The organism is Mucilaginibacter sp. McL0603 (assembly GCF_049992945.1).
Classification (GTDB): Bacteria; Bacteroidota; Bacteroidia; order Sphingobacteriales; family Sphingobacteriaceae; genus Mucilaginibacter.
In genome coordinates, this window is the sequence record NZ_CP188251.1 from 2375693 (window position 1) to 2388501 (window position 12809).

The 12809-nt window shown below is 40.9% G+C and carries 15 protein-coding genes; 9 read left to right on the forward strand and 6 right to left on the reverse strand.

Annotation, left to right across the window (positions count from 1 at the left end):
- The first annotated feature begins 66 nt into the window (after positions 1-66).
- A complete protein-coding gene (locus tag ACPPVU_RS11185; RefSeq protein ID WP_426671790.1) occupies positions 67-2907 on the forward strand; it encodes a TolB family protein in 2841 nt (946 codons plus the stop codon).
- Here the strand turns inward: ACPPVU_RS11185 and ACPPVU_RS11190 are convergent.
- The 4 genes from ACPPVU_RS11190 to ACPPVU_RS11205 are packed head-to-tail and all read right to left on the reverse strand — an operon-like array spanning position 2904 to position 5395.
- Entirely contained in the window at positions 2904-3647 is a 744-nt protein-coding gene (locus tag ACPPVU_RS11190) for a copper homeostasis protein CutC (RefSeq protein WP_426671791.1), read from the reverse strand. The genes ACPPVU_RS11185 and ACPPVU_RS11190 overlap by 4 nt on opposite strands.
- A 9-nt stretch (positions 3648-3656) precedes the next feature.
- Complete coding sequence (locus tag ACPPVU_RS11195; protein WP_426671792.1) at positions 3657-4658, reverse strand: N(4)-(beta-N-acetylglucosaminyl)-L-asparaginase; 1002 nt, start codon at positions 4656-4658, stop codon at positions 3657-3659.
- 43 nt (positions 4659-4701) lie between these two features.
- Positions 4702-5118, reverse strand: coding sequence for a YciI family protein (locus tag ACPPVU_RS11200; protein ID WP_426671793.1), 417 nt, complete (start codon positions 5116-5118; stop codon positions 4702-4704).
- Between the two features lie 16 nt (positions 5119-5134).
- Positions 5135-5395, reverse strand: coding sequence for a DUF2007 domain-containing protein (locus tag ACPPVU_RS11205; protein ID WP_426671794.1), 261 nt, complete (start codon positions 5393-5395; stop codon positions 5135-5137).
- An 83-nt stretch (positions 5396-5478) separates the two neighbouring features.
- On the opposite strand from ACPPVU_RS11205, the gene ACPPVU_RS11210 reads away from it, so the two are divergent.
- From ACPPVU_RS11210 to ACPPVU_RS11225, 4 genes are all read left to right on the forward strand, one after another.
- Positions 5479-6426, forward strand: coding sequence for a helix-turn-helix transcriptional regulator (locus ACPPVU_RS11210; protein WP_426671795.1), 948 nt, complete (start codon positions 5479-5481; stop codon positions 6424-6426).
- 65 nt (positions 6427-6491) lie between these two features.
- Positions 6492-6938, forward strand: a complete 447-nt coding sequence (locus tag ACPPVU_RS11215) for an EVE domain-containing protein (protein WP_426671796.1) — start codon at positions 6492-6494, stop codon at positions 6936-6938.
- A gap of 4 nt (positions 6939-6942) precedes the next feature.
- Positions 6943-7377 (forward strand): SRPBCC family protein, encoded by a 435-nt coding sequence (locus ACPPVU_RS11220; RefSeq protein WP_426671797.1) that lies wholly within the window; start codon positions 6943-6945, stop codon positions 7375-7377.
- Positions 7378-7447: 70 nt separating this feature from the next.
- Complete coding sequence (locus ACPPVU_RS11225; RefSeq protein WP_426671798.1) at positions 7448-7918, forward strand: GyrI-like domain-containing protein; 471 nt, start codon at positions 7448-7450, stop codon at positions 7916-7918.
- Positions 7919-7951: 33 nt separating this feature from the next.
- Here the strand turns inward: ACPPVU_RS11225 and ACPPVU_RS11230 are convergent, their stop codons facing one another.
- Both ACPPVU_RS11230 and ACPPVU_RS11235 read right to left on the reverse strand, forming a co-directional pair.
- Positions 7952-9289: a dihydroorotase gene (locus tag ACPPVU_RS11230; protein WP_426671799.1), complete on the reverse strand. Its 1338-nt coding sequence runs from the start codon at positions 9287-9289 to the stop codon at positions 7952-7954.
- A gap of 142 nt (positions 9290-9431) precedes the next feature.
- Positions 9432-10076 (reverse strand): hypothetical protein, encoded by a 645-nt coding sequence (locus tag ACPPVU_RS11235; RefSeq protein ID WP_426671800.1) that lies wholly within the window; start codon positions 10074-10076, stop codon positions 9432-9434.
- A gap of 150 nt (positions 10077-10226) precedes the next feature.
- On the opposite strand from ACPPVU_RS11235, the gene ACPPVU_RS11240 reads away from it, so the two are divergent.
- Genes ACPPVU_RS11240 through ACPPVU_RS11255 form a run of 4 tightly spaced genes read left to right on the forward strand, consistent with a single transcriptional unit; the run spans position 10227 to position 12749 of the window.
- On the forward strand, positions 10227-11576 hold the full coding sequence (locus tag ACPPVU_RS11240; RefSeq protein WP_426671801.1) for a DEAD/DEAH box helicase: 1350 nt from the start codon (positions 10227-10229) through the stop codon (positions 11574-11576).
- A gap of 42 nt (positions 11577-11618) precedes the next feature.
- Positions 11619-11954: a hypothetical protein gene (locus ACPPVU_RS11245; RefSeq protein WP_426671802.1), complete on the forward strand. Its 336-nt coding sequence runs from the start codon at positions 11619-11621 to the stop codon at positions 11952-11954.
- A gap of 5 nt (positions 11955-11959) precedes the next feature.
- Complete coding sequence (gene gldC / locus ACPPVU_RS11250) at positions 11960-12292, forward strand: gliding motility protein GldC (RefSeq protein WP_426671803.1); 333 nt, start codon at positions 11960-11962, stop codon at positions 12290-12292.
- Between the two features lie 4 nt (positions 12293-12296).
- Positions 12297-12749 carry a hypothetical protein gene (locus ACPPVU_RS11255; RefSeq protein ID WP_426671804.1) on the forward strand — a complete coding sequence of 151 codons (453 nt, stop codon included), beginning with the start codon at positions 12297-12299 and terminating at the stop codon, positions 12747-12749.
- Positions 12750-12809 lie beyond the last annotated feature (60 nt).

Genomic DNA, 12809 nt, shown 5'->3' on the forward strand with positions numbered 1-12809 from the left:
TACGTTAATCTCAAGAATTCTTGATCTCTGTATTCAGGTTCAGCCAAATTTATTACTTTCACCCCGATGTTTGCCTCTACCCTGAATTATAGACTTTTAATTTTATTACTTCTTATAACAGCCACCGCCACTATCACCAGGGCGCAGGAGTTTGGTGGCAATCCGCCATCCATTCAATGGCAGCAAATCAATACCAAAGCAGCAAAAGTTATATTCCCAAAAGGACTTGATTCCGCAGCAATTGAGGTAGCCAATATTGTTCAGCGCATGAACAGCGTTATACAGCCAACTATTGGCTACAAGCAGAAACAAGTAAGTATCGTATTGCAAAACCAGACTACGATAGCCAATGCTTACGTAGGATTAGCGCCTTTCAGGAGTGAATTTTTCCTGACGCCCGAGCAGAATAGTTTCGATATAGGCAGTCTGCCATGGCCGGAACAATTGGCCATTCACGAATTCAGGCACGTGCAGCAGTATAATAACTTTAATGTAGGTGCATCAAAAGTAATGCATGTGCTTTTTGGTGAAGGCGGGCAGGCATTAGCCAACGACCTGGCTGTGCCTAACTGGTTTTTTGAAGGGGATGCTGTTTTTAATGAGACATTGGTGAGCGATCAGGGCAGGGGACGTTTACCGTACTTCTTTAACGGCTACCGTGCCATTTGGGCTGATGGCAAACAGTATAGTTGGATGAAACTGCGTAATGGTTCCTACCGTGATTTTATTCCCGACTGGTATCCAACCGGATACATGATGGTATCTTACGGAAGAGAAAAATATGGTGATGATTTCTGGAAACAAGTAACACACGATGCCGCCGCATACAAAGGAGGATTATATCCATTTGAAAGGGCGATTAAAAAGTATTCGGGCGAGAGTTTTGAACAGTTCAGGAATGACGGATTGGATTATTATAAAAAGCAATTTGCTGCAGATATTAAAGAACAGCCGGGTAGCAAATCAGTAATTACTTCAGCTCATTTTGTTGCAGATGAAGAATATCCCGCTTATGTAAATGATAGTACGCTGATCTATATGAAAAGCACCTATGATCATCTACCCGTTTTTGTGATTAAAATCAACGACAAGGAAAGAAATATTGGGGTGAGAGGCATTTCGCTGGACAATTATTTTGATTACCAAAATGGTAAGATCGTCTACGCAACTTACAGGCCCGATTTGCGCTGGACCTACCGTGATTACAGCGAACTGGCGGTATTGGATGTAGCAACTGGCCGGGAGAAACGTATATCCAAAAGCACAAAATATTTCTCGCCGTCGTTTAGTCCTGATGGAAAAACGATTGTAGCCGTACAAGTAAATCCTTCGGGGAAAAGCAATTTGCATCTGCTGAATGCTGCCAATGGTAAATTTGTAAAAGCCTTCGGAAATCCCGGCAAGCTGTTTTATACCTATCCCAAATTCTACGGGAGCAGAGAACTGATAGCGGCTGTACGTAATCAGAAAGGACAAATGTCATTGGCCGTGATCGATATTGAAACTGAAAAGATCAAGTATTTACTACCTTTTTCTTATCAGCCTATTGGATTTTTAAGAGTTGTAAATGATGCTGTTTATTTTAACGCGACATCGGGTATTAACGACCGCCTTTTTAGCCTTCATTTAAATGACGGTAAATTATATGAACTGAATAACTTTCAAAAACCCGGCTATATCGGCAATTACGAACCTGTAGTTTCGGATAATAAACTTGCCTGGGTTGGATTTACCTCCGTTGGTTACCAGGTAAACGAATTTAACAAGAAAGACCTGCAATGGACAGAAATTGAGCCCGCATTGCCCGGCAGCTTACCTGACATGGGTGTCACAGCTTTACATAAGAACCCGGCTTCTGATTTGTTACCTTCCATCCAACCTGAACCACTTACTATTACCAAATATCCTAAAACCTATCATTTATTCAACTTTCACAGCATTATACCCAATATCAGCGACCCGAATTACCAGATCGCTATTGTTGGCGAAAATGTACTCAATACTTTCCAATCGCAACTGGCATTCACTTATAACCGGGATGAGCAATATAAACAGATCGGGTTTGATGCAGTATATGGTGCTTTGTTTCCTTTTATAAAAGCAGGCGTTGATTACACGATTGATAGAAGAGGTTACTATAAGGGAGAAAACATTTACTGGAATGAGACTGATTTGCATGGTGGTCTTGAGATTCCACTAAATTTCAGCAGCGGAAAAAACATTACAGGACTTGATTTTGGCAGCGATCTGTATTTCAGCCAGACTAACTTCCAGGCGCCTTATAATACAACTTTTAAGTCGAGCAATTACACCTATGTAAGCAATTACATCAATTTCAGCAATCATATTCAGCAGGCTAAACAAAACATTTATCCGCGATTTGGGGAGAGTATCAGTCTGTCCTACAAAACCGCAATAGCCGGGTTAACAGCGACTCAGTTCCTCGCATCCGGCAATTTGTTTTTACCTGGAATAGATATCAATCACAACCTAATCATAAATGTAGCACATCAGCAAAAAGGTGATAATAACGGCATAGACTTTACAAATAACTTCCCTTTTTCGAGAGGATACGAAGCGGAGAACTTGCATAGTTTAAATAAGATCGGGGCTGATTACCATCTCCCAATTGCTTACCCGGATGCAGGCGTGGCAAATACCATATACTTGTTAAGACTGCGGGCTGATCTGTTTTATGATTATACACAAGGTTCGGATACTTTTACCGACGGAAGCCGCTTTAAAAACTTCAGATCGACAGGGGCTGCTATATTTTTTGATACCAAATGGTTTAACCAGGTGTCTATTTCATTCGGATTCCGGTATGATTACCTGATTGACCCGGATATTTTCGGTTATAGCGGGCGTAATCGCTTTGAGATTATTCTGCCGGTGACGTTTTTTTAATAATTAGCTACTCTGATAATGTCCTTCACCTTTTGCACATCAGTAATCATGATACTTAATTCATCAGTGCTATTATTGCTTAGGCTAAGATGATCATTGTGATACTGCATTTTACTTTTCACAACACTTCTTGCTGACGAATGGATCTCAGTAGCTTTTGTAATATGAACCAGGTCGGCAACAGTACTTTCACTTACCCCGCTGCCCGGCATAATGATGATACGCCCTGCTGCTTTCTTAATCAGTTGGGCTATTACATTAGCCCCTTCAGGTGCGGTGCTTTTACCACCGGATGTCAGGATACGTTCGCAGCCTAACTCAATAATATCTTCCAGTGCCTGGTCCATATCATTGCACATATCAAATGCCCGGTGAAAAGTAACGCCAAGACCACCTTTTTTTGCCATCTTCACGAGTTCCGTACACCGGGGTTTATCTATGCTTCCGTCGGCTTTTAAAATGCCTATTACTACACCGTCACAGCCCGCATCGATGCAATATTGCACATCGGCCTTTATGATTTCGAATTCAATATCGGAGTAAAGAAAATCACCCTCGCGTGGACGTATTAAAACATAAAGTTTAATGTTCAATAGCTTGCGTGCCATTTTAATCTGTCCGTATGACGGCGTAGCCCCACCTTCATTCAAATTATCACACAACTCAACCCGTATAGCACCACCTTCCTGCGCTGCTAGGGCAGATGTAAGTGAATTGGCGCAGACTTCAAGATTAATCATAACGGATAATTAATAAGCGCTTTTTCCTGGGATCAACAAATCTTGCTTATCAGCATTACATACGGCAAATGAGAAACCGCTTTGGATAGCATAAGCCCCATATTCACCTTTTTTATTGATAGCCAGGAAACCAACCTGTATATTTTTTGCAGTATCCGGTTTCTTTTTGATGATCCTTTTCACAGCTTCCTTGCAAGCATCTTCCGGTGATAAGCCCTGACGCATTAATTCAACCACTAAAAAGCTGCCCACATTGCGTATCACCTCTTCACCAACCCCGGTAGACGTAGCACCACCAACCTCGTTATCAACATACAATCCTGCGCCTATGATCGGGCTGTCACCAACACGACCATGTAGCTTAAAAGCCATGCCACTTGTAGTACATGCACCTGATATATTGCCTTTGGCATCAATGGCCAGCATGCCTATGGTATCGTGATTGTATTTACTTCCGGGCATTTTATTTTCAATGTTCATTACCGGGCTGTATTTGGCAGTCTTCAGCCATTCTTTCCAGGCTTTCTCAGATTCTGGTGTCAAAAGCTTTTCTCTTTTGAATCCTTGTTCTACCGCAAATTGAGTGGCCCCATCACCAACCAGCATTACGTGCGGGGTTTTTTCCATTACCAATCTCGCTACTGAAATAGGGTGAGCAATATCTTCCATTGCCGCTACAGAACCGCAATTACCAAACTCATCCATAATACAAGCATCTAATGTTACATGCCCGTCGCGGTCTGGATAACCTGCGCGACCTACAGTATGATTGTTCATGTCTGCTTCCGGTATCCTCACGCCGGCCTCAACAGCATCCAGCGCACGGCCACCTTTTTCGAGTATGGTCCAGGCCTCTTTATTGGCAGCAATGCCAAAATCCCAGGTAGAAATAACAATAGGCAGATTAGGGGCCGGGCTGAAAGACAAAGTCTTAGCCACGGCTGAACGTGATAAGGCCACAAGCGAAGCGCTCGCAGCCGATAACTGAAGAAATTTACGGCGATTGAACATGCCGCTAATATATAAAGTTTGAACGGTTTTAGCTGTAACGATGCTATTGCCCTGCAATATTCATCACAGGCCTTACCTCAACACTGCCGCCGAATTCAAAAACCGGGCATTTATCGGCAATAGCCTTTGCGGCATCCATATCCACAGCGTTAATAATCAGTATGGAGCTTACCAATTCGCCATCGGCAATATAAGGTATGGGTTTCAAGTCTTTTTTGTTGCCAGATATGGTCAATCCCTCACTAGCAGGACGATAGCCCGCCACCAAGCTGCCTGACTGCACCAGATTGCCCATATAATCCTGCCATTTTTTAATATTGGCCTTCACTACATCGTCAGAAGCGGGCTTAAAATCGGTTTTAAACCGGATGATCAATAGGTATTGAGATTTTACTTTATTCTGAGCAAATAAGATGCTGCCTGCAAATAACAGGGCGATCAAAAGGAAATATTTTTTCATAATAATAAGATTTAGTTTATTCTTCTGTTGTAACGTCTGTATCAGCTGATAAGTTTGGTTGGTCCGCCACTATTTCTCTTGCTTTTGCAAGATCACGCGCAAATACTTTTACTTTGATGCCGCCCCCTCCCTGGTTGTAAACCGGATATAAAACGCCCAGGCTTTCATCGGTTACAAGACAAGGTATCCCATTTGCTTCCAGTTTGGTACGAATGATCTCAGCCAGCATAGGGTTGTAATAGGTTTCAAGGGTTACTATTTCCTCTTCTTTTTGCATAAATCCCTGATGTTTAAAAATAGATGGATGTTTAAATAAAGTCTTGTCAAAAATGAGCATTTGTTTTGGTTAATTTGAATAATATGAATCGCATCGACCGGATATCAGCTATTTTAATTCACCTTCAATCCCGCAGGGTAGTCAAAGCAAGTGATATTGCTGAGCGCTTTAACATCAGTTTGCGTACAGTTTATCGTGATGTAAAGACGCTGGAGGAAGCAGGTATCCCGCTAATGGGCGAGGCCGGTGTTGGCTACTCTATTATGGATGGTTACCGTTTGCCACCTGTCATGTTTACCCGGGAGGAGGCAACCGCTTTCCTGACAGCCGAGAAGCTGATGGAGAAGTTGACCGATCCATCATCAGAAGATAATTATAAATCAGCTATGTACAAGATACGTTCGGTATTACGTATGACCGAAAAGGATTTCCTGGAGAATATTGACGGACATATTGAGGTGCTGAAGAGCCGTCGTTTATCAGGTGCCATACTTGATTTGAACCCATTACAGATCATTTTGAAGGGGATAGGCGAGCGACAGGTTTTATCTATCCATTATTTCGCTGCACATAACCAGCAAAAAAGTGAAAGGTGTATTGAACCGGTAGGTGTATTTTATCAGGATAACTATTGGCACCTGATTGCCTGGTGTCGCTTACGTTTAGATTATCGCGATTTTCGTCTTGATCGTATATCTGACATATCATTAACTGGTGAACGGTTCAGGACATTACACCCAAACCTAAACGAATATATTGCACAATCAGCAAGCGAAAAAAACTTAACTACAGTAACTATCAGAGTTGAAAAAAAGATACTCCCTTATCTCACTGAGCAAAAATATTATAACGGTTTTGTTTCTGAAAAAGAGATTGACGGTGTAATTGAAATGACCTTCCTAACTGAGTTTATAGAAGGGTTTGTCCGCTGGCTGATGATGTATGGCGATATGGCCGAAATCATTACGCCATGCAGTCTGAAAGAAAAAGTGAGAGAGCTATCCGGTATTATTCACCAAAAACATCAATAAGAATTTCCTGCTGACATAGGGTTGTCATTCGTGTGCCTTTACTTTGGTATATGAATGTGAATGGTATGGAAAGATATTGGATAACAGTGGTCTCAAAAGATCATATCAAACGGGGTGTTGAGGGTGGTTTTATGCAGGCCAATCATGGCAAGCCAGGTCCGCTAAAGAAACTGCACGTGAATGATTGGGTGATATTTTATTCACCAAAGGTTACTTACCAGGGAGATGAAAAACTACAGGCCTTTACCGCAATAGGACAAGTAACGGGTGAGGATATTTATCAGCATAAAATGGCAGATAATTTTATTCCGTATCGTCGGGGCGTACATTTTTATCCGGGTAAGGAAGTGTCATTCATTCCATTGATCCCGCAAATGGAATTCATCAAAAATAAAAGCGCCTGGGGCTATCACTTTCGTTTTGGTTTTTTTGAGATAGGGAAAACTGATTTCGAATTGATCCGTTCCAAAATGTTAGGAGAGCAACATAAAACACTAGAAATTAAATCATAAGATCATGGCAAACTTAAGTTTGAAAACATCAATAGAGATCAATGCCTCTGCTGCAAAAGTTTGGAAGGCTTTGACAGACGCTGCTATAGTAAAGCAGTATTTTTTCGGCACAAATGTTAAATCGGATTGGAAAAAAGGCAGCCCCATTATTTGGGAAGGAGAGTGGGAAGGGAAGACCTATCAGGATAAAGGAAAAATATTGGATGTCGATCCGGGCAAATTTGTGAAATATAATTATTGGAGCTCCATGTCGGGCACTGAAGATAAACCGGAAAACTATGCAGATATTAGTTACAGTCTATCCGAAAACAACGGCAAAACCGTATTGACCATCACGCAGGAAAATATAAAAAGTGAGGAATCTAAAAATCATTCTGAGCAAAACTGGCAATCAGTTTTTGGTAAGATGAAAGAGATGGTAGAGAGCGGAAAAGTGTAAAGTATTTAGTGATATAAATGCAGCAAAATTTTGATTGATAGATTTTTATAAATCGTTATAATAAAATGTTATGAGCCGGAACTTGCCATTTGAACTAATAAATCATCCTGGAATTTTCGTAGCCGGTATTGCAATACGCACCACCAATCACGATGGACGATCGCAAACTGATATCAGAAATCTGTGGACAAAGTTTATGAGTGAAAACATTGCCGGGCAGATAGAAGCGAAACAATCAGATGATATTTATTGCGTGTATACGGATTATGAAAATGACCATACAGGCTGGTATACTGCGGTACTGGGTTGCAAAATATCCGGGCCGAATGATGGTGATGGTATGTTCACCGCCTTGGTCCCAAAGGGAGAATATCGCGTTTACAAGCCTGAAGGAAGGTTTCCGGATTGTGTTTCTGATACCTGGCGTCAGATATGGCAGGATGGCAATTGCCGTAGTTATATTGCCGATTATGATTTGTACAGAGCGGGTGCTGAAAGCTTTGAGAAGACAAAAACCGAGGTTTATGTTGGCTTTATTTGATCCAGAAAATTCTTTAGTGGCAAAAATCCGTTTTTACATGCGGTTAAAAATCAAACGCTTGCCGGCTTTACCTTCAATCAAACTTCCTTTGCTATAGGCTACATTTCCGGATACCAGCGTATGAACAATTTTAGATTTAAAAGTGGAGCCTTCAAATGGGCTCCATTTGCATTTGTATAAAATGTTGCTTTTATCAATCGTCCATGAATTGTTTAAATCTACCAATACCATATCAGCCCAGTAACCTTCGCGAATAAAGCCCCGGTTTTCTAACTGGAAGCAGATGGCTACATTATGTGCCATTTTTTCGGCTATTTGTTCGAGACTGATTTTCCCCTGGTGATAAAATTCTAACATAGCCGGCAGAGCATGTTGCACCAATGGTCCACCGGATGGTGCCTGCAAATAAGGCTGTGATTTTTCTTCGATGGTATGAGGCGCGTGATCAGTCGCTATAACGTCAATGCGCCCATCAAGTACAGCTTTTAAAATTCCGTCGCGGTCAGCTGCGGTTTTTACTGCCGGATTCCATTTAATAAAGTTGCCTTTGGTTTCGTAATCCTGATCACTGAACCATAAATGATGAATGCAAGCTTCGGCAGTAATGAGTTTATCCTTTAAAGGAATTTCATTGCTGAAAAGACGTGTTTCCTTTTCAGTCGAGATATGAAGAATATGCAGACGAGTATTGTGTTTTTTAGCCAGCTCAACAGCCATGGAAGAAGACAGGTAACAAGCTTCCTCGCTCCGTATTTTTGGATGCAACCTTACCGGGACATTATCACCTAACAATTGCTTGAAATGGTTCAGGTTGCTTTTGATGGTAGCCTCATCCTCGCAATGAACAGCGACAAGCATTGGAGATTTTGAAAATATGTTTTCCAATGTCTGCGGGTTATCCACCAGCATATTGCCGGTTGATGATCCCATGAACACCTTTACACCGCAAACATTTTTAATATCCGTTTTTAAAACCTCATCAATGTTATCATTTGACGCACCCATGAAGAACGAATAGTTGGCCAGCGAGGTTCGTGACGCTATCTCATATTTTTGTTCAAGCAAATCCTGGGTTAAAGTATTTGGAACGGTATTGGGCATTTCCATAAACGAGGTAATACCACCGGCCACAGCCGCCCTTGATTCCGAATGGATGTCGGCTTTATAAGTTAAACCTGGTTCGCGAAAATGCACCTGATCATCAATACAACCGGGAAAAAGATGTAATCCTTTTGCGTTGATCGTTTGATCCACCTGTACATCAATTTGCCGGTCAATACGCTCTATCAAACCATCCTTTATCAATATATCACTTACATATTGGCGGTTTTCGTTTACTATAGTTGCTGATTTGATGAGAATGGAAGACATAGCAGTTGAATTAGTATTCAGCAGCAAAGGTAAACGTTTAAGACATTTTATTCACCGTGACATAAATTTAGACTTTTAAAAAAATCAAATGCTGGAAAGCTCGTATGCATAAATAAAAATTAAACCATTTGTTTTCTTCGTTCTATTTCTTGCCCCAATAATAGTTCAGGCCAAAAGAGATAGCATTGTTAAAGCCAACATTAACATAGCTGTTGTTGAAGTGATAATCTGTAGCATATTTAATGTTACCAAAACCCATATTTAGTCCCAGTTTCGGGGTGACAAAAAAGACAATGTTTGGAGAGGTCAGTACAGTGATCTCACCATTACTAAAGTTTTTCAAGTCGTTTTGACTACTGATACCAAATTGCGGAAAGATGCCAATCTTATCAGTAAGCATGCAGTAATACCTAACGTTTATAGTTAAACCTACAACATCAATATGATAGTTATCCGAACTGGTAAAATTAGAAGCAGGATCTGTATTAGATGTAAAAACACTGGTTTCAGTACCTGATGAACGTGAATAATTGGGCTGAATGCCTATCGACCAATTCTTGGATAAAAAGTAACCAAACTCCGGATTAAACTGGAAGGTGGTAAGATTGTTTACCGTATAATTGGTAGTCCCTGTTGGGTAATTATAAACGGTAGTAGTGCCCGGTCCACCGTCATAATTGTAATAGAGGCTACCGCCTACATAAAAGTTTCCTTTTTGTGTTTGTGCCGAAGCAGAGTCAATAAATGTCAATAATGAAATGAATAAGATAAGTAGGTTTAGTTTCATGTGGGTTTAAATTTGGTGCAAGATATATGATTGGAATGACAAGTAATCAATGTTTGGGTGGAAGCTTGATATGTATAGACTAATGCCATCTTACTTCACTTGATACTTTCCCAAATTCGGACTTCCCGACTTAAAGGCTATCTTTGCCGGATGGGTGTCAACTTCGAAGATTTTAAATTTAACCGGCAAGTTTTAAATGCTATTGCAGATGCGGGTTATACCGAAGCTACACCTGTGCAGCAAAAAGCCATTCCGCCTATACTGAACGGACAAGATGTGATGGGCATAGCCCAAACAGGAACGGGCAAAACTGCCGCCTATGTTTTGCCCATTATTATGCGATTAAAATATGCGCAAGATGAACATCCCCGCGCACTCATTGTGGCACCAACACGCGAACTGGCCATACAGATAGAAGAGAATGTAAAGATATATGCCGCTCATACCGATCTTAGGGTGGTAGCCTTATATGGTGGTCTGGGCCCAAAAACACAAATAGAAAATGTAAAAAAGGGTGTCGATATAATTGTGACGACTCCCGGCAGGTTTATGGATATTTACCTGGCCGGTCACCTGGTTACTAAAATGCTGCAAGTGCTGGTATTGGATGAAGCTGACAAGATGATGGATATGGGCTTTATGCCGCAGATCAACCGGATATTAGAGGTGGTGCCCCGCAAACGCCAGAATCTGCTTTTCTCAGCAACTATGTCTGATAAGGTGCATCAACTCGCAGGCAATTTCCTCGAACATCCAACAGTCATTGAAGTTACACCACAAGCCACGCCTGCCCAAACAGTTACTCAGCGATTATATCATGTTCCTAACATCAAAACAAAGATCAATCTTTTAAAAGTATTGCTCGCCGAGCCCGAGGATATTAAAAAGCTGATGATCTTTTGCAAAACACGTGTTACAGCCGAGGATGTATACAAGTTTTTACTACGTAAGTTCGGCGATAAGGAGGTGAAAGTATTGCATGCTAATAAGGGACAAAATACCAGAATCAATTCCATCAATGCGTTCAAGAATGATGAAGTGAAAATTCTTGTGGCTACTGATGTGGCTTCACGGGGTATCGATGTAAGCGATGTAAGCCACGTGATTAATTTTGATGTGCCTTTTGTGACCGAAGATTATGTACATCGCATAGGTCGTACGGGTAGAGCTCTGCAATCTGGTGAGGCAATTACTTTTTGCACGCCTTCTGAAGAATATTATATCGGTAAAATAGAAAAATTGATCAGGCAAACTATCCCGGTTACGCCTTTGCCTGCAGAAGTATTTATAGAAGAAACGCCTTACGAAGAAAGACAAGCGCAGGCAAAAGAGGTCGATCTTCAAAAGCGAAAAGAAGACCCGGAATTTAAGGGGGCTTTTCATGAAAAGAAGACCCTTAATCAGCGTAAGAAATTTGATGCTGCCAGGGCAAAAGCAAATCCAAATTCGAAGGCAGGCAATAAAGCACGCTCCAATAAAAATTTTAAGAAAAAGCGTTAGTTGAGCTAAAAGCAGAAAGACTAAAGCTGAAAGTAGAAGCAGATGAATGATAATAATAAAAGGGAAAAAATAAAAGTCTCTCCGCCATCCGGCGGAGGAGATTTAGAGGGGGCTAAATTCAGAATAACACCGTTAAACTTTGCAACAGCATTCTTTTTAATCCTGGCTGGTTACATTTTTATATATGGAGCCAAAATTACAGGCAGCAAATACGAACATTGGAGCGGAACCATCACCCTCATTTTTTTACTGTTTGCTTTTGTAGTGTCATTTCTTGACCTGATGCTCCGGAATTTTTTCCCAAAGACTAAAAGTTTATGGATTGTAGAGCTAAGCTTTATAACTTTGACGGCTATTATATTTTTACTGGTTAAATAACAAACATGAAGAAAGCTGAAATAAAACTGACTATAGACCTTGATGATAACAATGTACCCGAAAGCATAACCTGGGAGTCAACCGATGCGCAGAACAAAGAAGCATTACCGGTAAAATCCATGATGCTGGCGCTTTGGGATCATAACTATAAAAACACTCTGCGTATAGATCTTTGGACAAAAGATATGGGTGTTGATGAAATGAAACGCTTCTTCTATGAAACCCTGCAAACTATGGGTGATAGCTTTCTTCGCGCGACAGGTGAAACCAATATTGTAGAAGACCTTCGCGATTACTGCGCACACTTTGCAGATAAAATGGAGATCACGCAGAAATAGATAAATGAGACCGGCATCATTTGTATCGTTCGTAGGGTTTGTTATGCTGATTGCTGCAACCTATTGTCCGTTATTCCGTCCCTTCGGTGCCACTCACTGGGATATGTACGATGGCAACAAACCTTATGGCATTGTAGTATTGTTGGTTGCTGTTGTAGGAATAATAGGATTGGTGTTGATTCAAATGCAAATAGCCCGTTTGGCTGCCTGGACATCGGTGGTGTTGGTCATCTTATTTTACTTCCTGTCACTTTTAAAAATTCATACCTCTTTTAGTTTTATACCATTTCATCCCATTTCGAAATATTTGGGCCGCCAGATAAAATTCAAATGGGGATGGTGGTTTTTAGTTGCTGGTCCTGCTCTTGCCCTACTGGGCGTTTTAAACGAAAAATCTAAATATAAAATACAAATTCAGCCACAAGCTGTAAACAATAATAATATACAGGAGTTATAGCAATGTTTTGACCTGTTTATTAATTGTAAGTATTTGATATATTAGCGCCAAATCATCCCA

Bases quoted from the DNA above. Each gene is read 5' to 3' on its own strand.
- ACPPVU_RS11230 (WP_426671799.1), bottom strand. From the start codon at position 9,289: ATGTCTTCCATTCTCATCAAATCAGCAACTATAGTAAACGAAAACCGC.
- ACPPVU_RS11220 (WP_426671797.1), top strand. From the start codon at position 6,943: ATGGCAAACTTAAGTTTGAAAACATCAATAGAGATCAATGCCTCTGCT.
- ACPPVU_RS11215 (WP_426671796.1), top strand. From the start codon at position 6,492: ATGGAAAGATATTGGATAACAGTGGTCTCAAAAGATCATATCAAACGG.
- ACPPVU_RS11235 (WP_426671800.1), bottom strand. From the start codon at position 10,076: ATGAAACTAAACCTACTTATCTTATTCATTTCATTATTGACATTTATT.
- ACPPVU_RS11200 (WP_426671793.1), bottom strand. From the start codon at position 5,118: ATGAAAAAATATTTCCTTTTGATCGCCCTGTTATTTGCAGGCAGCATC.
- ACPPVU_RS11185 (WP_426671790.1), top strand. From the start codon at position 67: ATGTTTGCCTCTACCCTGAATTATAGACTTTTAATTTTATTACTTCTT.
- ACPPVU_RS11205 (WP_426671794.1), bottom strand. From the start codon at position 5,395: ATGCAAAAAGAAGAGGAAATAGTAACCCTTGAAACCTATTACAACCCT.
- ACPPVU_RS11195 (WP_426671792.1), bottom strand. From the start codon at position 4,658: ATGTTCAATCGCCGTAAATTTCTTCAGTTATCGGCTGCGAGCGCTTCG.
- ACPPVU_RS11190 (WP_426671791.1), bottom strand. From the start codon at position 3,647: ATGATTAATCTTGAAGTCTGCGCCAATTCACTTACATCTGCCCTAGCA.
- ACPPVU_RS11210 (WP_426671795.1), top strand. From the start codon at position 5,479: ATGAATCGCATCGACCGGATATCAGCTATTTTAATTCACCTTCAATCC.
- ACPPVU_RS11225 (WP_426671798.1), top strand. From the start codon at position 7,448: ATGAGCCGGAACTTGCCATTTGAACTAATAAATCATCCTGGAATTTTC.
- ACPPVU_RS11245 (WP_426671802.1), top strand. From the start codon at position 11,619: ATGAATGATAATAATAAAAGGGAAAAAATAAAAGTCTCTCCGCCATCC.
- ACPPVU_RS11240 (WP_426671801.1), top strand. From the start codon at position 10,227: ATGGGTGTCAACTTCGAAGATTTTAAATTTAACCGGCAAGTTTTAAAT.
- ACPPVU_RS11255 (WP_426671804.1), top strand. From the start codon at position 12,297: ATGAGACCGGCATCATTTGTATCGTTCGTAGGGTTTGTTATGCTGATT.
- gldC (WP_426671803.1), top strand. From the start codon at position 11,960: ATGAAGAAAGCTGAAATAAAACTGACTATAGACCTTGATGATAACAAT.